At 67.5% G+C, this 24742-nt stretch carries 22 protein-coding genes, 2 tRNA genes and 1 riboswitch; of the genes, 19 read left to right on the top strand and 5 right to left on the bottom strand.

Annotation, left to right across the window (positions count from 1 at the left end; all coding sequences use genetic code 11):
- The first annotated feature begins 36 nt into the window (after positions 1-36).
- From glpK to I6B53_RS02100, 6 genes are all read left to right on the top strand, one after another.
- Complete coding sequence (gene glpK, locus I6B53_RS02075; RefSeq protein WP_216764624.1) at positions 37-1563, top strand: glycerol kinase GlpK; 1527 nt, start codon at positions 37-39, stop codon at positions 1561-1563.
- A gap of 90 nt (positions 1564-1653) precedes the next feature.
- Entirely contained in the window at positions 1654-2226 is a 573-nt protein-coding gene (locus I6B53_RS02080; RefSeq protein ID WP_216764625.1) for an NYN domain-containing protein, read from the top strand.
- Between the two features lie 146 nt (positions 2227-2372).
- Positions 2373-2750 carry a cold-shock protein gene (locus tag I6B53_RS02085; protein WP_216764626.1) on the top strand — a complete coding sequence of 126 codons (378 nt, stop codon included), beginning with the start codon at positions 2373-2375 and terminating at the stop codon, positions 2748-2750.
- Entirely contained in the window at positions 2743-3606 is an 864-nt protein-coding gene (locus I6B53_RS02090) for a DUF3027 domain-containing protein (protein ID WP_216764627.1), read from the top strand. Before I6B53_RS02085 ends, I6B53_RS02090 begins: the two co-directional genes overlap by 8 nt.
- Positions 3607-3804: 198 nt before the next feature.
- Positions 3805-5235 (top strand): NCS2 family permease, encoded by a 1431-nt coding sequence (locus tag I6B53_RS02095; protein WP_253953932.1) that lies wholly within the window; start codon positions 3805-3807, stop codon positions 5233-5235.
- A 175-nt stretch (positions 5236-5410) separates the two neighbouring features.
- Positions 5411-6868, top strand: a complete 1458-nt coding sequence (locus tag I6B53_RS02100; RefSeq protein ID WP_216764629.1) for an MFS transporter — start codon at positions 5411-5413, stop codon at positions 6866-6868.
- Between the two features lie 9 nt (positions 6869-6877).
- Here the strand turns inward: I6B53_RS02100 and serC are convergent, their stop codons facing one another.
- The gene (serC, locus tag I6B53_RS02105) at positions 6878-8008 is read right to left on the bottom strand and encodes a phosphoserine transaminase (protein WP_216764630.1); all 1131 of its coding nucleotides are present in this window, start codon (positions 8006-8008) and stop codon (positions 6878-6880) included.
- Positions 8009-8230: 222 nt separating this feature from the next.
- Here serC and I6B53_RS02110 point away from each other — a divergent pair, with 222 nt between their 5' ends.
- From I6B53_RS02110 to mscL, 8 genes are all read left to right on the top strand, one after another.
- The gene (locus I6B53_RS02110) at positions 8231-8911 is read left to right on the top strand and encodes a metal-dependent transcriptional regulator (RefSeq protein ID WP_216764631.1); all 681 of its coding nucleotides are present in this window, start codon (positions 8231-8233) and stop codon (positions 8909-8911) included.
- 106 nt (positions 8912-9017) lie between these two features.
- A riboswitch (cyclic di-AMP (ydaO/yuaA leader) is annotated at positions 9018-9186 on the top strand.
- Between the two features lie 3 nt (positions 9187-9189).
- The gene (locus tag I6B53_RS02115; protein WP_253953933.1) at positions 9190-9993 is read left to right on the top strand and encodes a C40 family peptidase; all 804 of its coding nucleotides are present in this window, start codon (positions 9190-9192) and stop codon (positions 9991-9993) included.
- Positions 9994-10181: 188 nt separating this feature from the next.
- Positions 10182-11111, top strand: coding sequence for a universal stress protein (locus tag I6B53_RS02120; RefSeq protein ID WP_216764632.1), 930 nt, complete (start codon positions 10182-10184; stop codon positions 11109-11111).
- 117 nt (positions 11112-11228) lie between these two features.
- A tRNA-Arg gene (locus I6B53_RS02125) sits at positions 11229-11301 on the top strand.
- Positions 11302-11475: 174 nt separating this feature from the next.
- Complete coding sequence (locus I6B53_RS02130; RefSeq protein ID WP_253953934.1) at positions 11476-15663, top strand: prevent-host-death family protein; 4188 nt, start codon at positions 11476-11478, stop codon at positions 15661-15663.
- The gene (locus tag I6B53_RS02135) at positions 15656-15886 is read left to right on the top strand and encodes a toxin (protein ID WP_216764633.1); all 231 of its coding nucleotides are present in this window, start codon (positions 15656-15658) and stop codon (positions 15884-15886) included. The genes I6B53_RS02130 and I6B53_RS02135 overlap by 8 nt, the downstream gene beginning before the upstream one ends.
- A 177-nt stretch (positions 15887-16063) precedes the next feature.
- Entirely contained in the window at positions 16064-16696 is a 633-nt protein-coding gene (locus I6B53_RS02140; RefSeq protein WP_216764634.1) for a hypothetical protein, read from the top strand.
- A gap of 16 nt (positions 16697-16712) precedes the next feature.
- Complete coding sequence (gene mscL / locus I6B53_RS02145) at positions 16713-17102, top strand: large conductance mechanosensitive channel protein MscL (protein ID WP_216764635.1); 390 nt, start codon at positions 16713-16715, stop codon at positions 17100-17102.
- Between the two features lie 165 nt (positions 17103-17267).
- Here mscL and I6B53_RS02150 read toward each other — a convergent pair whose 3' ends face one another.
- The 3 genes from I6B53_RS02150 to I6B53_RS02160 form a co-directional block, all read right to left on the bottom strand.
- Entirely contained in the window at positions 17268-17681 is a 414-nt protein-coding gene (locus I6B53_RS02150; protein WP_216764636.1) for a hypothetical protein, read from the bottom strand.
- 181 nt (positions 17682-17862) lie between these two features.
- Positions 17863-18357 (bottom strand): hypothetical protein, encoded by a 495-nt coding sequence (locus I6B53_RS02155; protein ID WP_216764637.1) that lies wholly within the window; start codon positions 18355-18357, stop codon positions 17863-17865.
- A 437-nt stretch (positions 18358-18794) separates the two neighbouring features.
- Positions 18795-19526: a 5-formyltetrahydrofolate cyclo-ligase gene (locus I6B53_RS02160; RefSeq protein ID WP_253953935.1), complete on the bottom strand. Its 732-nt coding sequence runs from the start codon at positions 19524-19526 to the stop codon at positions 18795-18797.
- 44 nt (positions 19527-19570) lie between these two features.
- Here I6B53_RS02160 and I6B53_RS02165 point away from each other — a divergent pair, with 44 nt between their 5' ends.
- The 5 genes from I6B53_RS02165 to I6B53_RS02185 all read left to right on the top strand — a co-directional run bounded on the left by I6B53_RS02165 (position 19571) and on the right by I6B53_RS02185 (position 23914).
- On the top strand, positions 19571-20512 hold the full coding sequence (locus I6B53_RS02165; protein WP_216764638.1) for a UTP--glucose-1-phosphate uridylyltransferase: 942 nt from the start codon (positions 19571-19573) through the stop codon (positions 20510-20512).
- Positions 20513-20567: 55 nt separating this feature from the next.
- On the top strand, positions 20568-21794 hold the full coding sequence (gene glp, locus I6B53_RS02170; protein WP_216764639.1) for a gephyrin-like molybdotransferase Glp: 1227 nt from the start codon (positions 20568-20570) through the stop codon (positions 21792-21794).
- Entirely contained in the window at positions 21794-22504 is a 711-nt protein-coding gene (locus tag I6B53_RS02175; protein WP_216764640.1) for a GNAT family N-acetyltransferase, read from the top strand. The genes glp and I6B53_RS02175 overlap by 1 nt, the downstream gene beginning before the upstream one ends.
- 179 nt (positions 22505-22683) lie before the next feature.
- Positions 22684-23775: a hypothetical protein gene (locus I6B53_RS02180; protein WP_216764641.1), complete on the top strand. Its 1092-nt coding sequence runs from the start codon at positions 22684-22686 to the stop codon at positions 23773-23775.
- 66 nt (positions 23776-23841) lie between these two features.
- Positions 23842-23914 (top strand) — tRNA-Ala (locus I6B53_RS02185).
- Between the two features lie 447 nt (positions 23915-24361).
- On the opposite strand, the gene I6B53_RS02190 is transcribed toward I6B53_RS02185, so the two are convergent.
- On the bottom strand, positions 24362-24622 hold the full coding sequence (locus tag I6B53_RS02190) for a hypothetical protein (protein ID WP_216764642.1): 261 nt from the start codon (positions 24620-24622) through the stop codon (positions 24362-24364).
- Positions 24623-24742: the final 120 nt, after the last annotated feature.

Genomic DNA, 24742 nt, shown 5'->3' on the forward strand with positions numbered 1-24742 from the left:
CTCACGAAGAAGTGAACAGAAGGGAAACACCGTCACATGTCTGAAGAGAAGTTCGTCCTGGCGATCGACCAGGGAACGACCTCCAGCCGCGCCATCGTCTTCAACCACTCGGGCGAGATCGTCTCGGTCGGCCAGAAGGAATTCACCCAGATCTTCCCGAATCCGGGCTGGGTGGAGCACGACCCCGTCGAAATCTGGGAGTCGGTCCGCTCGGTCGTCGCCGAAGCCCTCCAGAAGGCGGAGATCAACAAGGACCACCTGGCCGCCGTCGGCATCACGAACCAGCGTGAGACGACGATCGTCTGGGACAGGAACACCGGCGAGCCCGTGTACAACGCCCTCGTCTGGCAGGACGTGCGCACCGGTGACATCGCCCGTGAGATCGCCGCCGGCGACCCCCTGGGCACCGAGCGTTACCGCCAGATCACCGGCGAGAACATCTCCACCTACCCCTCGGCCACGAAGGTCAAGTGGATCCTCGACAATGTCGAGGGCGCCCGCGAGCGCGCCGAGGCCGGCGACCTGCTCTTCGGCACCCCCGACACGTGGGTCCTGTGGAACCTCACCGGCGGCGTCAACGGTGGCGTGCACGCCACCGACGTCACCAACGCCTCGCGCACCCTGCTCATGGACGTGCGCACCCTGCAGTGGCGTGAGGACATCTGTGCCGACTTCGGCATCCCCATGTCGATGCTGCCCGAGATCAAGTCCTCCTCCGAGATCTACGGCCACGGCCGCTCCAACGGTCTTCTGGCCGGCGTGCCGATCTCCGGCATCCTCGGCGACCAGCAGGCCGCGACCTTCGGCCAGGCCTGCTTCGAGGTGGGCATGGCGAAGAACACCTACGGCACCGGCTGCTTCACGCTGATGAACACCGGCGAGGAACCGGTCTTCTCCACCAACGGCCTGCTGACCACGGTGCTGTACAAGCTGGGTGACGAGAAGCCCGTGTACGCCCTTGAAGGTTCCGTGGCCGTTGCGGGCTCGCTGGTCCAGTGGCTGCGTGACAACCTGGGCATCATCGTCAAGTCCTCCGAGATCGGCGAGCTCGCCAGCACGGTCGAGGACAACGGTGGCGTGTACTTCGTCCCGGCTTTCTCCGGCCTGTTCGCCCCCTACTGGCGTGACGACGCCCGCGGCGCCATCGTGGGGCTGACCCGCTACGTGACCAAGGCGCACATCGCCCGAGCGGTGGAGGAGTCCACGGCCTTCCAGTCGGCAGAACTCATCGAGGCGATGAATGCCGACGCCGGTGTTCCGCTCAAGGAACTCAAGGTCGACGGCGGCATGACGGTGGACGACCTGGTCATGCAGTTCCAGGCGGACATCTCCGGCGTGGACGTCATCCGCCCGGTCGTCGCCGAGACCACCGCTCTGGGCGTCGCCTACGCGGCGGGCATCGCGGTGGGCTTCTGGAACGGCACCGACGACGTCATCGCCAACTGGCAGGAGGACAAGCGCTGGACGCCGTCGATGGATCGCGCCGAACGCGACCGCACCTACCGCCTGTGGAAGAAGGCCGTGACGCGGACCTTCGACTGGGTGGACGAGGACGTCAAGTGAGCCCGTGAGGTCACCGCTTGGGTCGGGGGGAGGGGAATTCATCCCCTCCCCTTGCCCATGTCCGCAGCTTGGAGGACATAGCCTTGGGGTATGGAAACGCCATATGGAGAAAAGACGTACCTGGTCATCGACGGTGAGAACATCGACGCCACCTTGGGCCTGTCGGTCCTGGACCGCAGACCCGCCCCTGAGGAGCGCCCGCGCTGGGACCGCGTGATGGCTGCCGCCGCCCGTCAGTGGGGCAGCAGCGCCAAGGGATTGTTCTTCCTCAACGGTTCCTCGGGCTTCCTGCCCATGGGATTCGTGCAGGCGCTGACCGCGATGAACTACGACGTGATCCCCCTGGCAGGCCCTGAGGACATGAAGGTCGTCGACGTGGGTGTGCAGCGGACCCTGGAGGCCATCGCCGAACTGGAGTCCGGGTCGGTCATCCTGGCCAGCCACGACGGCGACTTCGTCCCCCAGGTCGAGGCCCTGTTGGACGCTGGCCGCAACGTGGCCGTGATGGGCTTTCGCGAGTTCGTCTCCAGCCAATTGCAGGAACTCAAGGACAAGGGCCTGCAGATCCTCGACCTGGAGTACGACGTCGACGCCTTCCAGGTGAAGCTGCCACGCATCCACATCATCGACGTCGACGACTTCAACCCCTTCGACTACCTGTGATCACCGCCTGAGGGGGTGGTCCGCCTGCCCCCTCATCCGCCACCGGGGCGGGGCGCCCTCGTCACGAGGGCGGGCGACGCCCCGCTGGATGGCCCACTACACTGGGGGAACCGGCTTTTGGCCCCTCATGTGGAAAGGAGTGCACTGTGCCCACCGGAAGGGTGAAGTTCTTCGACGTGGATCGTGGCTTCGGTTTCATCGCCGGCGACGACGGTGCCCAAGTCTTCCTGCACGCCTCCGCCTTGCCCGCGGACGTGCCCAATCCCCGAAAGGGGGCCCGTGTCGAGTACGGAGTGGCTGACGGCCGCAAGGGTCCGCAGGCACTTTCGGTGCGTTTCCTGGCCGACTCGCCCTCCGTTGCTCGCAACCAGCGACGCAAACCCGAGGCGATGGTCCCCGTCATCGAGGACCTCATCAAGTTGCTCGACGCCTCCTCGCGTCCTCTGCGCGCCGGCAAGTACCCGGACAATGCGTCGAAGATAGCCAAGGTGCTCCGGGCCGTCGCCGAGGACTTCGATGCCTGAGTCCTCGTCGATCCGCAAGGACGCGACCCTGGCCGGTGCGGTGGAGGTGGCCAGGCGGGCCGCCGAGCAGGTCGCGCGCCCCGGACACGTGGGAGAGCCCGTGGCATTCCGCATGGACGCCGAGCGATTGGGAACCCACCTCTTCGAGTGCACGGATCCCGGCTACGTCGGGTGGGCCTGGGCAGTGTCCTTGGCCCGCGTGCCGCGCGGACGTCAGGTCAGTGTGTGCGAGGTCGACCTGGTGCCCTCCGACGGTGCCTTGCTGGCGCCCGAATGGGTGCCGTGGGAGCAGCGCCTCCGACCCGGCGACTTCGGGCGTTCCGACCAGCTGCCCTACAAGGCCGTGGATGAGCGCCTGGACTCCGGCTTCGAGGACACCGGCGAGGACCCGGACCTGCCCGAGATCAAGGAGATGGGCCTGGGGCGGGCGCGAGTGCTGTCCGCGGAGGGCATCGAGCAGGCCGTCAACAGGTGGTACGGCTCCGAGCAGGGGCCGGGCGCCGGCCGGGTGCCGAAGCACACGTGCTCGACCTGCGGTTTCCTGATGAAGATGAGCGGCACCATACGAACCCTGTTCGGCGTGTGCGCCAACGAGTGGGCCCAGGATGACGGCCGCGTGGTCAGTTTGGACCACGCCTGTGGGGCGCATTCGGAGACCGACGCCCCCAAGCAGGGTTCGGAGTGGATCGTGCGTCCCTCGCGCATCGACGACGGGGCGATGGAGGCCGAGGCCCTTGACGCCTCCCACCCGGCCCCGGACGGCTCCGAGGGCCTTGCGGGTGCCGCCCACACGCAGGCCCCTCCGGAGGACGCACCGGAGGGGGCACGCGACCAGTCGGTCGCTTCGACCGACTGAGCCGCCGGGTGAGAGGGACACGACCGGCTCCTCACGCGGGCCCGCCTGGTGACCCGACCACAAGTTGTAGTGCCCACATGGTGCGCATTGTTGCGCCGAAGTGCTCGCCCAGCGCAGGATTTCGAGGTGAGCTCAAAGAGTAGAAGGCGTTCCACGCAATCCCGGAGCGCTGCACGCCCCCCATCCGCATCTGCACCTGTGACTCCCTCGAACCCCGTGGACGCGTTCTTCCACGTCACCGAGCGGGGCTCCACCATTGCCCAGGAGATCCGTGGCGGCTTCGTCACCTTCTTCGCGATGGCCTACATCCTTGTCGTCAACCCGATCATCCTGTCCAATGCCTTGGGTGAGAACCCTTCCTTCGGATTCCCCGACATCGCCGCAGGTACCGCCCTGGTCGCCGGCATCGTCACGATCCTCATGGGAGCTGTCGCCAACTTCCCGCTGGCACTGGCCGCCGGTATGGGCCTGAACGCCGTCGTCGCCTTCACGCTGGTGCTCGGCTCGAAGCTGACCTACCAGGAGGCCATGGGGCTCATCGTCTGGGAGGGTCTGCTCATCACGGTCCTGGTTCTCACCGGCTTCCGCGAAGCGGTTTTCAAGGCCGTCCCCTTGCAGCTCAAGACCGCCATCTCGGTGGGCATCGGCCTGTTCATCGCCTTCGTCGGCCTGGTCGACGCCGGCATCATCCGCCCGGGCGGAACCCCCGTCCAGCTGGGCATCAACGGCTCACTGGCAGGTTGGCCCGCCCTCGTCTTCGTCTTCGGACTGCTGTTGACCATCGTCCTGTACGTGCGCAAGGTCAAGGGCGCAATCCTCATCGGGCTGCTCTCCTCGACCGTGCTGGCCATGGTCATCCAGGCCTTCGCCCACGTCCCCGCCATGAAGGACGAGACCGGCAAGGTCGTCAACCCCACCGGGTGGGGACAGACCGTTCCCGAACTGTCCGGCAACATCGTCTCCCTGCCCAGCTTCGGGTCCTTGGGGCAGGTCGACATGTTGGGCGCTTTCACCAAACTCGGCCCGCTGGCCGTCATCTTGCTGATCTTCTCGCTGATGCTGGCCGACTTCTTCGACACGATGGGCACCATGGTGGCCATCGGCGGTGAGGCCAAGTTGCTCGACGGGCACGGCAACCCGCCGCGTTCGCGCGAGATCCTGCTGGTCGACTCGCTGGCGGCGGTCGCCGGCGGCCTGGGCGGTGTGTCCTCGAACACCTCGTACATCGAGTCCTCGGCAGGTGTGGGCGAGGGCGCGAAAACCGGTCTCGCCTCGGTGGTCACCGGCGTGCTCTTCCTGCTCTCGACCTTCCTTGCCCCTGCCGTGGCCCTGGTGCCCACAGAGGCCGCCTCCACGGCGCTGGTCTTCGTCGGCTTCCTCATGATGATGCAGGTCATGGACATCGAGTGGACCAAGCCGGAGATCGCCATCCCGGCGTTCCTCACGATCGCCTTCATGCCCTTCGCCTACTCGATCACCGTGGGCATCGGCATGGGCTTCGTGTCCTACACGGTCATCCAGGTGGCGCAGGGCGGGGCCCGACGGATCCACCCGCTCATGTGGCTGGTCACGCTCCTCTTCATCCTCTACTTCGTCCTTGGCCCCATTCAGTCGGCTCTTCTGGGCTGAGGTGTGCGGGATGCTCACCCGAGTGGCCACGCCGGTGGGCGGGCAGAGCCGACCGGCGGGCGCTGCGCCCTCGTCAATCTGCCGGGTGCCGCACCCTCGTCAACCCACCGAGCGGTAGGCTGAAACCGCCGGAACCCGTCCCGGTGACCGCCGTCCCACGCCGCAGGAGGTGAGTGTGTCCACGACCTTCCGCTCCTTGGCGAACCCGAACTTCCGTCTGTGGATCATCGGCAACGTCATGGCCTCCTCTGCCACATGGATGCAACGGGTCGCGCAGGACTGGCTGGTCCTCACCCAGCTCTCCCACCACTCGGGCACCCAGGTCGGCATCGTCACCGCATTGCAGTTCCTGCCGTTCGTCCTGTTCACCCCGTGGGCGGGCCTGTTGGCGGACCGGGCGGACCGCCGAAGGGTCGTCCAGGCCTGTCAGGTGGTCACCGCCGTATTGGCGCTGGTCCTGGGCGTCCTGGTGCTCACCGGGGTCGCGCAGATCTGGCACGTGTACGTCCTGGCCTTCATCGGCGGCACCGCTTCCTCCATCGAGGCGCCCGCCCGGCAGGCATTCGTCTCCGAATTGGTGCCCGACGAACTGCTGCCCAACGCCATCGGCTTGAACTCCACGGCCTTCAACATCGCGCGCATCATCGGCCCGGGCCTGGCGGGGGTGGTCATCGACTGGGTGGGCACCGGCTGGGTGTTCGTCGCCAACGGGGCGATCCTCATGGTGCCGGTGACGATGTTGGCGATCATCGACGCCACCACCTTGATGCCGCACGAAAGGCTTGCCCGCGCCAAGGGACAGATCGTCGAGGGCATGCGCTACGTGCGCGCCCGCCCCGACATCCTCATGGTCATGGTGGTCATCACCGTCGTGTCGGGACTCGGCCTGAACTTCCAGCTGACATCCGCCATGATGGCCACAGAGGTCTTCGGCAAGGCGGCGGGCGAATACGGCGCCCTGGCGTCGATCATGGCGGTCGGCTCGGTCACCGGCGCCCTGCTGGCGGCGCGGCGGCAGGTGCCGCGCCTGCGCACGGTGGTCATGGCCGCAGGATTCTTCGGACTGGTCCAGTTCGCCTTGGCGCTCTCACCCACGTACTGGAGTTTCGCGCTCATCAGCATCCCCCTGGGGCTGTGCACACTGACGTTGGTGACCAGCGCCAATGCCTTCGTCCAGATCTCCACCCCCGAAGCCTTCCGGGGCCGCGTCCTGGCCCTGTACACGATGGTGTTCCTGGGGACCACACCACTCGGGTCGCCCTTGGTCGGGTGGATCGGAGAGACCTTCGGCGCCCGCTGGTCGCTGCTGGTCGGCGCGATCTCGTCCATGGTGGTCGCGGTGGCAGCCGCCGTGTGGGCCGCCCGGCGTTGGAACCTGCGACTGCGGTGGGACCGCCGGGCCCGCCGGGTGGTCATCGACGACGCCTCGGGCCTGACCCGCGCCGACCACCTCAGGCAGGAGTTGGCCCAGGACGCTCCCTTCTCCCTTCCCTCGGAGCAGGGCACGGGCGGCCGGGGCAGGGCCTCTGACCCCGGGAGACCCTGGGACGAGGGCGGGGCGCCGGCCCCTGAGAACCCCGGGGACCAGAGTGACGCCGGTGCTCCCGAGAAGCCAGGGGACTCCCGCACCTGAGCGGCGCCTTCACAGGGAGTGTTCGAGCGCCCAGTCGAGGCAGGCGACCAGGGCGCGGGTATCGGCCTCGTCGGTGACGGGGAAGGTGGCCACCCGCAACTGGTTGCGGCCCAGGCCCCGGTAGGGCTCCACGTCGACGATGCCATTGGCCCGCAGGTTGCGCGCCAACTCGGCGGCGTCCACCTGCTCGTCGAAGTCGATGGTGACCACCACGGGGGAGCGGTGGGCGGCCTCCTCGACGAAGGGGCGGGCGACGGGGGAGGCTTCGGCCCAGTCGTAGAGGACGCCGGAGGCGGCCCGTGAGCGCGCCTCCATGCCGGCCAGACCCCCGCGGTCGAGCATCCAGCGGACCTGGTTGTCCATCATGACCAGCGTGGCCAGGGCCGGAGTGTTCAGGGTCTGGTCCTTCACGGAGTTGTCCAGGGCGATCGACAGGTCCAGGATCTGCGGCATCCACCGGTCGGTGGCGGCGTGCAGCTCTCGTGCGCGCTCCTGGGCGGCGGGGGAGACCAGTGCGATCCACAGGCCGCCGTCGGAGGCGAAGCACTTCTGGGGTGAGAAGTAGTAGACGTCGCACAGGCCCACGTCCACCTGCACACCCCCTGCCACCGAGGTGGCGTCCACCAGGGTGAGGGTTTCAGCGGTGCCCAATTGGCGGATGGGGGACAACACCCCGGTGGAGGTCTCGTGATGCGGGTGGGCGAAGACGTCGACGGGTCCGTGCTCGTCGTCGGCGCCCTCCTCGCCCGTGAGCAGGGCGAGGCCGCCGACTGGTGCTTCGACGAGGATCGACGGGGCCAGATGTGGGGCGCGGGCGGTCTCGGCGGCGAATTTTGCCCCGAATTCGCCGAAGACCGCGTGGGCGGCGCGCCTTCGCACCAGTGAGGTCGCGGCCACGGCCCAGAAGGTGGTGGCGCCACCGTTGCCCAGAACCACCTGCCAGCCCTGTGGCAGGGCGAAGAGTTCCGCGACGCCCTCACGCAGGGAGGCAACGAGGTTCTTGACGGGTGTCTGCCGGTGGGAGGTCCCCATGAGGCCGCAGTCGACGATCGCCTGGAGCTGTTCGGGGCGGACACGTGAGGGGCCGCTGCCGAAACGACCGTCGGCGGGAAGAAGCGAAGGGGGGATCGTCGGCGCCATGTGGGGAATCTACCGCGCGTGCGATCCCGAGTGAATTCGGTGACACTCTGTGAGCGGATTCGTCGCGCCGGGGCCGAGGGCGTCCGTGCCCCGTCAGCACCAGGATCGGCACGAGGGCGCCGAAAGCGCTTCTGGCACGTCGGTGTTCGCGAAATGAGGACAGCCTGACCATATTCTGTGCAACATCACGTGTGAACGGCTCCATCGTGCAGGGAAGGGACCATGGGCGACCTGATCGACACCACAGAGATGTACCTCAAGACTGTCCTGGAGATGGAAGAGGACGGCGTCACCCCGCTGCGTGCGCGGATCGTCGAACGCCTGGGTCATTCCGGTCCGACCGTCTCGCAGACGGTGGCTCGCATGGAACGCGACGGCCTGCTGCACGTCCTGGGGGACAGGCGGCTGGAACTGACGGACCGGGGACGCGCCCTGGCCACGGATGTCATGCGCAAGCACCGTCTGGCCGAGCGCCTGCTGCTGGACGTCATCGGCCTGGACTGGGCCGAGGTCCACGAAGAGGCATGCCGGTGGGAGCACGTGATGTCGGAGCAGGTGGAGGAGCGCCTGGGCAAGATCATGTCCTCCCCGACCAGCGACCCTTACGGCAACCCGATACCCGGGTCGGACCTCCATGTGCGTGGTCGCTCGGTCGAGGTGGCCGTGCGCGCCGACGGTCCCGTGCGGGGGACCTTGGTGCGCATCGGAGAGCCCATCCAGGCCGAGGCCGACATCATCTCGGATTTTGAGACTCTGGGGCTCAAGCCCGGCGCCCTCGTGGAGGTCGAAGCGCAGGGAACGGAGGTGCGTGTGACCCCGGTCGCCCAGGACGGAAGTGCAGGTCATGAGAGCGCTCACATTCCGATGTCTCTCAGCCCACACATGTTCGTTGACCTGCAATGAGGCGTCTGTCACGCTTTGGTGACACGAACCTCGAATTCGTCGTTACCCGTACGTGACATCCGGGTACCACTCGTTGTATCGTTGTGCTCGGTCGAACTCGACCACCCCTCCTCGGACACCGAAGTCAGGCCACGAGGACCAAGGGGAAGAACCGGCCTGACGCGGGGGAACCAAATACCGGTCCGCAAGGACCTTGGGGTGAAGTCCGGGAAACCGGGCCGGACTCTCCTGTCCGAATCCGACAGCTGACCTCGTAGGCTCAACAAGGAGAAGACTTCGTGTCGAACGTGAAGTACAAGGCTCGTCACCGCCGGGTCCGTCGCCCGATCGCCCCGGCCGCCGAGCTCACCGGAACGCTCACCAACATGGGAACCCGCCCCGTGGCCGTCGCTTCGGTCACCGGCCTGGCACTGACCGCAGTGGTCAGCGGCGCAGCGAACGCCGCCGGTCCCGTTGCTGCAGGTGACCTGTCCACCGCCCCCTCCACCATCAAGGCCTCCGTGGTCCCCACCACCGTGTCCGTCCCGGACGTCGCGTGGACCCCCGCCGAGGATCTTGCCGTCGTTGCCGAGGCTCCCGCCGAAGAGGTCGTCTCGGCCCCGATCCAGGCTGAGCCCGCCTCCCGTGACGACGTCCGTGCGGACATCGCCACGGACAACACCGCCGAGCAGGCCGGCCAGAACGGTGGTGCCCAGGCGGCCTCCGGGACGGAAGCCGCTGATCGTCAGGCCGCGATCAACGCCGCAGGCAATGACATCGTCGCGATCGCCATGTCCCTGCTGGGCATCCCCTACGTGTGGGGCGGAACCACCCCCGCCGGCTTCGACTGCTCCGGCTTCACGCAGTACGTCTACGCCCAGGCCGGCATCTCCATCCCGCGCACCTCGGGTGAGCAGGGATACGCCGGAACGATGATCTACGACATCAACCAGGCCCAGCCCGGCGACCTCGTCTGGCACGCCTACGGCCACGTCGGCATCTACGCCGGCAACGGCATGGTCATCGAGGCCACCACCCCGGGTGACGTCTCCAAGATCCAGCCGATCTGGGGCTACGACGCCTTCATCCGCATCGCGCACTGAGGCGACACGCCGGCTTTGCCGGAAGCAGCCCGGCGGGACCCCGAAGGGACCCGCCGGGCTCTTTCGTGTGCACAAGGCCGCAAGGCGAGCCACTTCGGCAGGTGGGACGGAACTCGGTGGGTCGACATCCGTCCAGATGAGGTCCACATGGGGCACAATGAGGTGACTCACTTCACGAGGAGGATGCCATGGGTTCCACCGAAGTAATCCTGGTCGGCGTCGACGGTTCCACCGAGTCGTTGACCGCAACGTCCTGGGCCGCCGACAGGGCCAAAGCCACCGGAGCGCGCGTGCACGTGCTGTGCACCTACGCACTGGCCTCCTACTCCGCCGCCGCCCTCGACGGAGGGATCACCGTCCTGGATGACGAGGCCCTCAAACGCGGCGCAGAGCAGGTCGTCCAGGAGGCCGTCGAGCACGCCAGGCGACGCGGCTTGGAGAAGGTCTCGGGCTCCACCGAGCCGGGCGATCCGGCGGGCATCCTCGTGGAGATGTCCAAGGAAGTCGACCTGGTGGTCGTCGGCTCACGCGGCGGCGGCGGATTCACGGACCGATTGTTGGGCACCGTGTCCTCCGCCCTGCCTGCGCACTCGACGTGCCCGGTGGTGGTTGTCCCCAAGCACACCTCAGGCAAGAAGTTCACCCCCATCGAACGCATCGTCGTCGGCGTCGACGGCTCGGAGGTGGCTTCGGCCGCCCTGCGCCGTTCAGTGGAGGAAGCCGAAGCGTGGGGCGCCCGCCTGACAGCCGTCTCGGCGGTGCCGATCGCCTCCGCCGGCACGATGATGTCGTGGCTGCCCACCCAGGTCGACCGCACGGCCCTTCTGCGTGACGTGCGTGAGGGCCTTGGGCGCGCGGTGGACGCCGCGCTTGAGGGCCGCGACATCGAGGTTGCACGCCACGCGCTGGACGGCTCCCCGGCCTCGCTGCTCATCGAGTTCTCCACCGCAGTCGACCTTGTGGTCGTCGGCACACGCGGGCGTGGAGGCTTTGCCGGAGTCTTGCTCGGATCCACCTCCCAGACGGTTCTGCACCACTCGACGTGCCCTGTGATGATCGTGCCCTCGCGCCACAAGGACACCGAGGCGGCCCCCGCAGGATCGTGGGAACGTCGCTGACCCCACTGCCTCGACGTATGGCCCCGGACGCCGCCGTCCGGGGCTTCGTCGCGGATGATAGGCTTGCCCCTGCACTTCCACGGAGCGCCGCCAGCGGCGCCATGACCGGGAGGTCGCGCCCTCGTAGCTCAGGGGATAGAGCACCGCTCTCCTAAAGCGGGTGTCGGACGTTCGAATCGTCTCGGGGGCACTCACTTGACATCCTCGGCCTTGGGCTGCGGACCCGCAGCGTCCTCGACTCAGCTCACCGGCCCCGCCCTCCTCACCTGGAAGGTTGCGCCCCCGGGGCCGGATGCGCAAGGAATCTCCACATGACCCGGCGCTTCACGGGACCCGGAGGCGGGCCCGCAAGTACCGTGGCACCGTGGCCAATTTCTTCCAACGTCGAGCCGATTCGCGCACACGCATGCGCTTCACCCCGGGTCCCGCCCAGCAGGACGCTCCGGCGCCCGTCGACCCCGTCCTGGAAGAAGCCATCGTCCGCTGGAGGGCCGAACTCGAAGAGGTCGCACGCGCATCCACCGACTCCGACGCGCCCAGGCTCACCATCACCTCCGCACACCCCGGGGGCCTCGCCCAGCTCTACGCCGACCACCCCACGCGACTGTCGAACCTTGTGCGCGAACCCCGGGCGCATGCGCGCGCGCTCGAACGTGCGCACACCGTCATTCTTCGCGCCGAAGACCTCACGGCCCGCCACGGCATCGGCCCGGTGCACCTGGCGATCGGGCGGGCCGCATGGACCCAGGACGGACGCCGCGTGTCCTCACCCACGTTCCTGCGTCCTGTGGCCTTGGAACGTGTGGACGGGGACGTCGTGGTCACCCTGCGTCCCGGCACCGTCCTGGCGCCCGCACTGACCGCTGCCCTGGCCGAATGCGGCGTCACCCTGGATCTGCACCAGATCCTCGCGGACGCCCGCTCCGTCCACGGCTTCTCCGCCTCGCGGGCCCTGGCCCACGTGCGTGAGGCCGCAGCCGTCCTCGAACGATTCGACCTGGTCGAGGACCTCATCCTGGGCATCTTCGAACACCCCGCCGGCACCCTGCTGCGCGAGCTCGGCGACCCGGCGCCCCTGTTGGCCTCGCCCCTCGTGCGCGCTCTTGCCGGGGACCGGGTTGCGCGCGAGGACCTGCAGGTCGCCCTGCCCGAGCCTGTCCCCGGTGACCGTGATCCGTGGGCGGAGATCGGCGCGGGTGACCTGGATCCGCGTCAGCAGGACGTGGTGGAGGCCGTTTCCGCGGGTCACAGCCTGGTGGTCGACGTTCCAGGCGGTGCGGACGAGACCAGTGTCCTCGGGGCGATCCTGGCTGATGCCGCTTCGCGGGGTCGCACCGCTTTGCATGTGGCAGGAAACCCTTCCAGGACCACTCGCGCCGAACAGCGCCTGCGTGACCTGGGCTTGGACGAAATCGGCGCCCGGATCGATTCTTCCGCCCAGTCCGCGAGCGTCCTGGCGGAGCGTCTGCGTGCGGCCCTGGAGGACAACTCCTCAGTCACGGACCGCGAGGCCACCGACGCCATGCGCACACGACTGGTGGAGGTCCGCCGGATCCTGGCCGACCACACGGCCCAACTCCACGCGCCCTTCCGCGAATTCGGCGTCAGCGCCTTCGACGCCCTGCAGGTCCTCACCGACCTGACCAGCAGCCACCCGGCGCCGCGCACGCGAGTCCGCCTGCGGGAGAACGTCCTTCTGGACATCGCCTCCGACCAGGGTGAACGCGCCCGCACCCTGCTGCACCGCGCGCACTCGTTGGGACTGTTCTCCGTGCTGGCGGACCACAGTGCGTGGAAGGGCATCGTCATCAACTCCGCCGAGCAGGTCGAGGAGGTCCTGCGACGGGTCAGTCGACTGGCCGCCGAGACCCTGCCGGTCCTGCGCGTCCACATGAACTCGGTGGCCAGCGAGACCGGTGTGCGGCCCGCGCACACCCTGCGCCAGTGGGAGGAACAGTTGGAGATGTTCGAGGGTGTGCGCGACGTCCTCGACACCTTCCAGCCGCGCGTCTTCGAACGCCCTGCCGCCGACATGGCGATCGCCGCCGCCTCACGCCAATGGCGCAAGGAACACGGCATCACCATGCCTCGTGGCCTGAGGGTCCGCCTGGTCAAGCAGGCCCAGGACCTGGTGCGCCCCGGGGCCCATGTGAAGGACCTGCACGCAGCCCTGTCGGTCGTCCAGGAGCGTCGTGAACTGTGGCGCGAACACTGCGACTCCGACGGGTGGCCGACCCTGCCCCAACGCATGGACGAGATCCTTGAGGTCACCCGCTCCGTGCGCGAAGACCTGGACAAACTGGCGCCGGCCTTCGCGACCTCGCACCCGGACCTGCCTCGTACGCCCGTGGCCGACCTGGCGCGCCTGTTCGACCGGCTTGCCGCCGACACTGACGCCGCCCGCGCCCTGCCCGCCCGCATCGCCGTGCTCACCCAACTGTCCAAAGCCGGCCTGGACGACCTGGTCCAGGACCTGCGGGGCAGGAGGGTTGATGCCGAAGTTCTCGACGCAGAACTGGACTTGGCCTGGTGGGCCTCCGTCCTGGGCCTCATGATCGCCGAGGAGCCCGCGCTGGGCGGCTTCGATCCCCTGCACCTGGAGGACACCCTGGAGGAAGGGCGGCGCCTGGACCTGGAACAGGTGCATTCGCTCACCCCCAAGGCCATCGACTCCCTGCGGCGGATTCGCGCCGAGATCCTTGCCCGCAACCCCGAGCACCGACTGGACCTCGAAGTGTTGCTGGGCCGCCACCTGTCGGCCCCAGACCTGCACTCGCGCAGCGCGCTGACGGCACACATGGTCCCGGTCAGCCTGACCGTGCCGACAATCGTCCCGTGGATGCTGCCGGCAGTGCGCCGCGTGGACCTGCTGGTCCTGGACGACGTCGACCGGCTCCCCTTGGCCGAGCTGGTGCCGATCATTGCCCGCGCCCGTCAGGTGGTGCTGCTGGCCGACGTGTCCGGTGCCCGTCCCGGCGGGCCGGTGGAGGCGCTTGCGGGACTGTTGCCGCGCCTTCGCGCAGAGGTGACCCCCGACCGTTTGAACGACCAGGTGGCGCTGCTGCTGTCGCGCCACGGGATTGCCCACACGGGGGTGCCCGTGCCGTGGACCTCTGTCAATGCTCCTGTGACGGCCGTGTGGTCCGAGGGGTCGGGTATGCCGGCGCCCGGTGCCTCATGCGTGGAGTCAACCTCGCAGGAGGTCGACCAGGTCGTCGAAGAAGTCCTGGCCCACGCGGTCGAACAGCCCGAACGTTCCTTGGCGGTCATTGCCCTGAATGAACGTCACGCCGACCGGATCCGCAAGGCCATTGACCGGGCCCTTGTCGGGCAGCCCGCGTTGGCCTCGTTCTTCTCCTCGGCGAACCTTGAACCCTTCACCGTGGTGGGGCCGCGGGACGCCAAGCGGCTGAGTCGTGACCGCGTGGTCATCTCCGTCGGCTTCGCCAAGACCCCGCATGGTCGTGTCCTGCACGACTTCGGCGAGATCTCCGCACCCGGCGGCCTGGAACTGCTGGCAGGGGCCCTTGGCACGGTCCGCGGGGACCTCACCTTGGTGTCTTCACTGCGGGCCGGAGAGATCGACCGTTCACGCATCACCGTCGAAGGGGCGCAGCTGCTGGTCGACCTTCTGGAGATCGCCGAAGGCCAGTCGGGCGAGGGCGAGGACGCCTGGCCGGTCCTGGAGACCGCCCCGGACCGACTGCTGGTGGACCTGGCCGAGCGACTGTACGGCATGGGCCTGGACGTCGTACCCAATGTGGGGATCCAGGGGGGAGTACGCATTCCATTGGCCATCGGTCACCCGGAGGTCCCGGGCCGCCTGTTGGTCGCCGTCCTGACGGATGACGAGACCTACGTGGCCGAGCCGTCGCTGCGCGTCAGGGATCGTCTGCGCCCCGCGATGTTGGAGGCCCAGGGGTGGAAGGTCCACATGGTGTTGTCCCTTCCGGTGTTCATCGATCCGGCCAAGGAGGCCGAAGCGATCGTCCAGACGGTTCTGGACGCCGTCGATGAGGCCCACGGGCCCGCAGCCCCGCCGGTCGAGGTGCCGGTCGTGGTCGAGGATGACGAGGTCGACGACGGTACCGAGGCTGTCGAACCCCGGCTGTCCGCCCAGGAGGAGGGCGCCGTCGACGAGGACCGGAGCGCAGATCAGGGCGGCTCTGCTGTCGCGGTCGCCGAAGACGGTGCTTCCTTGGCCGGCCCGGATGACGCGGCGGAGACCGGGGCTCATCGCGAGCGCGCGGACGCCTTGCGTACCCGGATCGCCAAGGACGAGGCTGCCCGCGAGCGGGCCCACCCCGAACACCTGCGCGGACCCCGTCCCAGCGTGGCTCGCGGCCTGCCCTTGGCGGCCTACGGGGACGACCAGTTGGATGAACTGGCCCTGTGGGTGGCTTCCGACGGGGTTGAGCGTTCACCTGTGGAGTTCGTCGAGGAGCTGCGGCGTGCCCTCGGTTTGTCGCGTCGCGGCGTCCAGACCGATGCGGTGTTGGGCAATGTCGTGCGTCGGATTCTCGCGGCCCGGGGGAGCGGCCCCGATGCCTGAGCAGCCTTTGTCGGAATCGCAGGGCCGCTCCAGGCGCCCTCGTCGGCGGGCGGTGCATGTGAGCGAGGTCGACCAGCGCCTCCTGGACAAGGGGCTGCCCCCTTCCTGGGAGGAGGGGCCGAGCCCCCTTGACGAGGGCGGGGAGGCCTCGCCCGTCGAGGGCGTGGGCAATGATGCGCGTCTGGTGGCCGAGGTTCCGCCGCATTGGCACGCGCACCTGTGATCGGGCTGCTCCGTGGCGGGACGGGTGTCCACAACTCCCGATGGTGCGGAACCTGCGTCCACAGCCAGGAGGCGGTGGTGGGGCCTCGTCCACAGTCGGCAGGCAGGCCCTGCCCAATGTCCACAGGCTGTCCTGCGGCCTCTGGTGTGGCGGCTCCTGCGGTGATGAATTGGGACCGTGAAGAAGAATCCTGTGCCTTGGCCGGTTCTGCGTCGAGCAGTCCTGGGGCTCGCGGTGGCCGCCTTGGTCACTGCTGTCGCCCTGTGGGCACTGCCCGGTGACGAATGCCGCGTCCTGGTTGCCGCGCGCCCCTTGGCGGCGGGCGCCCTCACCGCAGGAGCCGTCGAGGTCAGGGCGGTCGATGCCGACTCGGTACCTGCCGACGCCCTGGACTCGTTGCAGTCATTGCCACAGCATTGGGACGGGGTGGCGGTCACCCAAGGCACGGTGTTGTCGGAGTCCCTGCTACGCGGGTCCCCGGCGGGGCGCGATCTGCAGCCGGGGTGGACCCGTCTGAGTGTGGTGGTGGATCCGATTCGGATGCCGCAGGTCGAGGCGGGCGACACTGTCGATTTGTGGGCTGCGCCACGCGCGTGTGACGAAGTCGCCTGTATAGCTTCTTTGATTTCCGAGGATGTTCAAATAGCCTCTTCTTCGACGGTGGACTCGACCACATGGCGCGAGTCCCCGGGTGTGCGTCTTGAACTGGTGGTTCGTGACGCCGACACTGAAGAGGTCCTGGGACAAGCCGGGACTGGAACTCTCAGCCTGGTTCTCCGCTCGCGAGACGCCGGCACGCCAGGCACGTGAACAGGAGACTCTCCCCATGATCCAGGGATTCAAGGAATTCATCTCGCGCGGAAACGCCATTGACCTGGCTGTCGCCGTCATCATCGGTGGTGCGTTCTCGCCCATCGTCAAGGCCATCACCGACGTCATCATGGCCATCATCGGCGGTGTCATCGGCAAGCCCTCCTTCGACGAGGTCGGCGCCTTCGTCATCAATGATTCCCAGGTCCAGCCGGGCACCATCCTCACCGCGATCGTCAACTTCCTGCTGGTCGCCTTCGCCGTCTACTTCGCCGTGGTCGTCCCGATGAACAAGTTCAAGGAGATGCGCAAGAAGGAAGAGGACGCCGAAGAGGACGCTGCAGAGCCCACCGACGAAGCCAAGCTGCTCACCGAGATCCGCGACCTGCTGGCACGCCAGAACTGAGCGCGTCCCGGTCCTGAGACTCCGTCTTGGGCACTCAGGGCGGGCCGGCCGAGGGCGCTGCGCGAGGCTCCACCAGCACTCGCGCGACTTCGGCCCGAATGCCGCTTGCGACGAACCCCGCACCCATTGGTGCGGGGTTCGTCTGTTCTGTGGCCCGGATGGCCGCTACTGACTCTCCAGTGAATTGACGTCGAGCATCCGATCCACGCCCGGCAGCAGGATGTGAATCGCTTGGTACTCGGTTCCGTTGCAAGTCACTTTCTGGCCAAGTTCCTCAAACGGGGAGGCCACGAAGGTTTCACCCACGGCAATGGTCACCTTTCCGGCCGTGATGGATGTGCCATCGGGTGGGCCCGTCACCGATTCGGAGAAGACGATCAAGCGACCGTGGTCGTCGATCGGACAGATCTCCGTCGCCCCGGCGTCGATTCGCGTCAAGGGGTAGAACAGGGCCGAGGACATGACCGTCTCCGACGTCGGAGGCAGCTGCGGTGCCGGTAGTGCGCCTCCTGCACAGCCGGTGACACCGAGTCCGGCAAGTGTGGTGAGGCCGAGCGCACGCTTCAACATCTTTCTCATGAGAGCACCCTGATGTTCGGATTCCATTTGAGTACGCCGCCGTTCCGCCCCCCACAGTCGGCAACTCCATCCGGATTCGAGTCGTGAGGCGGCTCTGGCAACAAGCCGACTGTCGGTTGGTTGAGGTAGGTGCTCGGCGTGTCAGTGCCTCGCACGATGTGGCGACGGATGTGCTCGGTCGTCACCCCGCTTGAGCGCGCCATGGCCCACTGGTCCACTCCTGCGCACCACAGGCTGACGCATCGCCGGTGCTTGAGTGGTCGGCAGGGTCCGTGAAGACAGGCGGCGCCAAGAACGTGGTTCCGGCACAGTGGCTCGCCATCAAATGCCATGGGCGGCCATCGAGTCCTCCAAGGTCTTCGACTGCGTCTCCGTGGTCGACGAACGCATATGCCGAAGGATTGCTGAGGAGGGGGTGGTTAGACGCCTCGTTGGCGATTCGACGTGCGACCTCCGCAGGCATGTCGAGTTCCACTTGATTGTTCACGGGGTCGATTGACGCTGCGCGCAACCCCTTGCCGACCAGTGCTTCCATCGCCTGGTCCTGGAAGTTGAGCAACTCGGTCCGCGAGAACTGCTTTCGAATGACGTTGACGACCTCGGAATGGGCCTGCACCAATGAGTTGATTTCCGGCGTCTTTGCCAGGGCCTCGTCGTCCGCGATGTACAGATTCACGCTTTGCCGGTCCCAAGCAGCCGCGACACCGGCGAACAGATCCGGGTTCTCATTGACCAGGTCATGCAGTTGAGTGGCCAGGTCTTCAAGCTCCGGGGGAGCCTCGCCGTGCCAATACTCCGCCGAAGAGGGGGTGGGGGGGTGCGGGAGAGGTCTCCGGAACGGTCGGAGTGGACAATGCGGGCGATGCCGACACGCTTGTGACGATGGCAGCGAGACCGAAGGTCGCGAAGCAGGTCCTGAGGAAATGGCTGCGGTGAGACATCAGAGTCCTCCTTGACATTGGTTGCACATGCATGGTATAGATCTGGAGAAATTGGTGTCAAAAGTCTCAGTTGGTGTATGGGCCTCGCGTGTGGAGCGTGCCGCGTGAGTATCTTTGTCGATGCAATTTACGCCTGTTCAAAGCGAGAGTGATTGGGCGGGCAGGTCGGACTTCAGTCCAACAAAAGTACGCGGGTCGGAGTGATGACTGCATTCACCGAACGGTCATGAGTCTCTCGCGGAATGGTGCCGGCGGGCAGGACCTCCTCGTCGAAGACGGCCGCCACCACGGGAACGCCCTCGCGCACATGGAGCAGCGCTCGGTCGTACCACCCGCCTCCTTGCCCCAGACGGGTCCCCGAGGCGTCCACCGCCAGGGCGGGCGCCAGAACCACATCCGCGCATGCCAACACCGACGGGGGGAGCCTGGCAGCGGAGGGCTGCAAGGGCAGGTGCGGGTCGGGGGAGTGGAGCTGCGAGGAAGCCCTTGGCCCCACCAACCCCGCATCCGACAGATCACACCATCCCCACATGGGATCGGCCAGCGCCGCCCCGCCCTCGTCGGTGAGAACAGGAAGCAGACACCTGCCCGCCCTCGCCACGATCCCGCGGACATCAGGTTCAACGAGGGTGGGCCAGAAGAGGGCGGCCGTGAGGCCACTGCGCGGGGCCGACGATGCAGTGGGAGCCGGGACGAAAGGGGAGGGGGGATCGGCCGAAACGGCTGAGGCGGGCGGAATCGCCGGTCCCAGTGTGGCCAGCACCTGCCTCCAGCTTGCCAGCAGACCAAGGGTCTCCTCGCCGAAGGCGGCGGGCAAGGGCCACGGCGTCCGCGAGATTCCGACAAGGCCCCGGCGCACGCGCCGAGCCGCCCGCAGCTCCCGCCGGATCCGCGCCTTGCCCACTGCCGGCTCCCTTCCCGCCCACCAGACCCGATAGTGTGGCCATCATGACAGACACACACCAGCCCGTGCGCCATGCCGTCGTCCCCTCCGCGGGCCGCGGCACCCGATTCCTTCCCGCCACCAAGGCAGTGCCCAAGGAGATGCTGCCCGTCGTCGACAGGCCCGCCATCGAGTACGTCGTGCGTGAGGCCACCGACGCGGGCATCGACGACATGCTCTTCGTCACCCGAACCGGCAAGGAAGCCATCGAAGCCCACTTCGACGCGGACCCGGGCCTGGAAGGCGACCTGGAAAAGGCCGGCAAGGACGAACTGCTTTCTCTGGCCACCGAATATCTCGGCCTGGCCCGCACCCACTCCGTGCGCCAAGGACACCCGCTGGGCCTTGGGCACGCAGTCCTGCAGGCCAAGCGCCACGTGGGCGATGCGCCCTTCGCCGTCATGCTGCCCGACGACCTCATGCACCCCGACTCGGTCCTGCTCAAGCAGCTGATCGCCGTGCGCGAAGCCATCGGCGGCTCCGTGGTCGCCCTGCTGCGCGTCACCCCCGAGCAGGCCACCGCCTACGCCTCCACCTCGGTGACCACCATTGCCGTGCCCGAGGGGGTGGATGTTCCCGAAGGCAACCTCATGCGCATCGACAAGGTCGTCGAAAAGCCGCCGTTGGACGAGGTCATGAGCGAATACGCCGTGGTCGGCCGCTACGTCTTCGACCCGGCGATCTTCGACGAACTGGAAGTCATCGAGCCGGGCGCAGGCGGCGAGTACCAGCTCACCGACGCCTTTGCGCGCCTCATCGATCGACCGGCCGACCAGGGTGGCGGTCTGTACGGAGTCGTCGTCGAAGACCGTCGCTTCGACACCGGCGACAAGCTCGGCTACCTCGAAGCCAATGTCGCCCTGGCCCTGGAGCACCCGAAGCTCGGTCCGGCCCTGCGAGAGTTCCTCCACACCGAACTGGCCCGCACCGAGACCGCCGAGGCATGACCTTTCGGCGAGGGTTGGCCTCGAACCCGCCCTCGCCCCCACGCAGGAGAATCCCATGCGCACTGTCGCAGACTTCTACCAGGACTGCCTGGCCGCCGTCGACCAACAGCCTCCGCTGGAGGTCCAGCTGGCCGACGCCGTCGGATGCGTCCTCGCCGAGGACGTCACCGCACCCTTCGACCTGCCGGTGGCCGACCTGGCCGCCTGCGACGGCTACGCGGTGCTCACCAGCGACCTCGACGGAGCCCGTCCCGACCAACCCGTCGAACTGGACGTCACCGAAGAGATCTGCGCCGGTGACGTGCGGCCCTACGCCCTGGTTCCTGGGACCGCCATCCGCATCGCCTCCGGCGCCCCGGTACCCGCCGGAGCCGACGCCGTGCTCTCCCTGGAGTTCACCGACCACGGGCTGGCGCGCCTGAGCGCCTGGACCCGCCCCGCCCCCGGAGAGAACATTCGCCGCAAGGCCGAGGACGTCTCCGAAGGCAGGGTCGTCCTGCGCCGCGGCACCCGAGTGGGCGCCCGCCAAGTGGCACTGCTGGCCGGCGTGGGACGATCCCGCGTGGTCGTGCACCCCAGGCCCCGCGTGGTCATCCTGTCCATCGGCGATGAAATCGTCGAACCCGGAAGACCCGCCCGCCCGGGAACCGTTTTCGACGCCAACGGCCACGCTCTGTCCAGCGCCGTCGCCGACTGCGGCGCCCAGACCTTCCGCGTCTCCGCGGTGCCCGACGAACGCCAGGTGCTGCGCGAGACCATCGAGGACCAGCTGGTGCGCGCCGACCTGGTGCTCACCACCGGCGGAATCTCCTACGGAGCCGGCGACACCGTGCGCGAGGTCCTGGGCTCACTGGGTACCGTCCGCTTCGACAACGTCGGCGCCTGGCCCGGACATGTCATGGGTGTGGGTACTGTCGGGGGCGAGGACGGGCGCTGCGGCACCCCCGTCTTCTGCCTGCCCGGCGACCCCGTCTCCGCGCAGGTCTGCTTCGAGGTCTACGTGCGCCCCGCCCTGCGACACATGCAAGGGTGGACGGTGCTGTCCCGCCCCAGTGTCAAGGCGAAGGTCGACCGAGGTTGGTACTCCCCGCAGGGGCGCCGCGAGTTCGTGCGCGTGCGCCTGTCGGGAGGGCCCCAGAGTGGGTACACGGCGAAGGTCATGGGTCCGCCGGCCTCGCTGCTGCTGTCCGCCTTGGCGGAGTCGAATGCCCTGGCCGTCGTTCCCGAGGACGTGACGAATGTCCGCGTGGGCGACACCGTGCAGTGCATGGTCCTGGACTGATGTCCCTGCTCTCCCGCCTGTGGGGCAGGCCCCGCCACCTGTGGTCGCGACCGGTGGACTCCCTGGTCCTGGTCGAGGAGGCGCCGGTGGCGCGCGCTCTGGTGCGTCACCTGCCCGGCCTGGAGGATCCGAGGGAGCTGGTCATGCGACCGACCTTGGGAGGCGACCACGCCCGGGTCGATGACGTGCGGCGCGCCGACCACGTGTGGCTGGGACCTTGGGAGGCCACCTTGCCCCCCAGCAGGTCCGAGGGCCTGCCGTCCATGTCGGAGTACATCCGCCTGACCGACCGCAAGCAGGTGGCGGGTGAGGCACTGGCCATGATGGTGCAGCTGGATGGGCGCATCTGCGGGCAATTCACTTTGAGTGGGGTCCAGCGGGGTGCGGCGCACATGTGTTCCCTGGGGTACTGGGTGACCTCGGAGGTGGCCGGGCGCGGCCTTGGCGCGACCTGCGCGGCGATGATGTTGGACCTGGCCATCGGTGAACTGGATCTGCACCGGGTGGAAGTGTGCGTGCGGCCGGAGAACCAACGCTCCCTTGGCCTGTGCCGCAGGTTGGGGTTGCGTGAGGAGGGTCTGCGTGTGCGCTACCTGCACATCGCCGGGCAGTGGGCAGATCATGTGGCTTTTGCGGCTGACGTGGAGTCGATGCCGCCAGGGGGGTGGCTGCAGCGGTTGCTGCGGGCACGGGGCGTCAACACATCCTGATCGCAACCTGTATGTGATCTGATTGTGACCTGTATGTGATCAAAAAATGCGTGGCTTGTGGGGTGTCTGTGACACCTGATGTGAATGTGATGAACGAGAATACGTGTCTCTTTTATTTGAATGCCCAACACGCCGGAACCCGACGCGCACGGGTGTGCCCGACCCCTTAGCGTGGAGGGGTGGAGTACGGGGGATTCGTCATTGCAGCGATGATCGTCGTCGTCGCGCTCATGGCCCCTCAGATGGTCGCCAGGCGCACGGCGATCACGCAGTCGCGGGAGATCGACAGGTTCTCCCCGCACATGCGCCTCCTGGGCGCGCAGGAGGACCAGGCCGACATGTCGTATCGGGAAGACCGTCCGGTCCTCCTGCCCGACGCAGTCCGCATGCACGCAGACGATGGGGAGACCATGGCACAGCACCAGGGAAATGGCAGGACCGCACGAGCCGCCCGCACCCGCACCGTTCGCCCCGCCACCCCTGCCGGCTCCGCCGTACGCGAGATCTCTGCGCTGCGGGCTCGCCGTGCGGCCAGACTGTCCCGCGAGTCCGCCTCCGGGCAGCGGCGGATGCTGCTGGCCGCGATCTTCGCCGTCCTCACCGTGGGCCTTGCGATCGCGGTGCCGGCCACCGCTGCGGTGACGTGGCCGTGGGTCTTCGCCGGGATCGTGCCGCTGGCGGCAGTCCTGGGGACTTCCCGGGTGGCCGCCGTTCGTTCCGAGGCGGTTGGGCGTTCCGAGCTTGAGGAACTGCGTACCTTGCGTGCCGCCGCCAAGGAGCAGGCGCGCAGGAAGCCTCCGGTTTCCTCCTCCGCTGTCGAGATCCCCGAGTCTGTGGCCGTGCCGGTGCTGCGTGAGCAGTCCGCGCCCGTGAGCGGCCATGGCGAGGGGGCCTTGGCGGACGAGGGCGCGGCCGCACGCGTCGATGACGAGGTCGGCGCCTTGCAGCCGGAGGAGGTCGAGGCCCCGCTGGCCGCCACCGGCACCAGTGGCGCGCTGCCGACAGGAGCGACCCCTCGCGTCGAGCGTCTCACCTGGTCCGTCACCCCCGTGCCTGCCCCCACCTACGCCAGGCGCGGCCGCGTCGCCGGGCGCCGGGTGCACTCCGACACCGACTTGCGGGGCATTCCGAAGGTCGACGTTCGAGTCCCCGCCCGCCCTGTCGAGGCCCAAGTCCCCGGCACCGGCGCAATGAGCACCATCGACGTGGTCGCCTCGCAGGCCGTGGCGCTGGATCTGGACGCCGTGCTGGACGCGCGTCGGGCCCAGTGAGGCAGGCCTCTCGGGGCTGATTCCCACTCGGGGACGACCCAGTGCTAGACTGTCGTCGTTCCACTTGGGGCTATGGCGCAGTTGGTAGCGCGTCTCGTTCGCAATGAGAAGGTCAGGGGTTCGAATCCCCTTAGCTCCACTCCGGGGGGGAAGTGTCGAACTCTCGCTTTTGAGCGTAGGTTCGCACTTCCCCCGCTCTATGCCACGGAGGAGCACCTCTTCGAGGTCTTCGAACTCAATCGGTGCTGCGCTGTCGTGGTAGTACGAGGCGATGCCGATCTGGTCGCGCCCAATGTACATCTTGTCCACGATGTACCTGAAGAGTTGCTTTCTGATCTCGGGGGTGTCGATGGTGGCCTGCGCGAACCTCTTGTAGAACGCGCTGATTGAAGCCTTGTCCTCGAACAGCGTCGCCTTCACATGCTCGGCCTGGATGGCAGCGTCAAGTTCACGCTTTTGCTCTTCAAGTGCACGCATAGCCTCGGCGATGGTGTCATTAAAGATGCCCTGCGAGATGGCCTTGGCGAAGTTGGCAAGCTTGCCCTCCATGTCACTGCGCCGGGCTTCAAGCGCCTTGAGGATCTCCTCACCGCGCCCGTGGGTCTGCATGGTAGTGGTCGGCCAGATCAACAGCGAGTGAGGCCAGCAGCTCGGGTTCGGCGACGAATGAGGCGGTGATCTCCTCGACCCTTAGCTCGATTTCGTCCTTGCGCACGGTCTTGGCCGAGCACCTCTTCTTCTTACGCTGATTGAGGCATTTGACCTCGACACTTGGTGGTGAAACGAGAGATTCGACTACACGATCGCCGACGCCCCCGACGGAGGCCTCTTCATCTTCCGTGCCCACTGAACTCTCACAAACGAACCCCCTGGAGGTCGCACCGACCTCCAGGGGGTTCGTTTCTCAGGCAAAACCACGTCTCTACAGGTCGTGTCGCTCTATTCTCAATGCAACATATCTGATACA

The organism is Schaalia sp. 19OD2882, from assembly GCF_018986735.1.
GTDB lineage: Bacteria > Actinomycetota > Actinomycetes > Actinomycetales > Actinomycetaceae > Pauljensenia.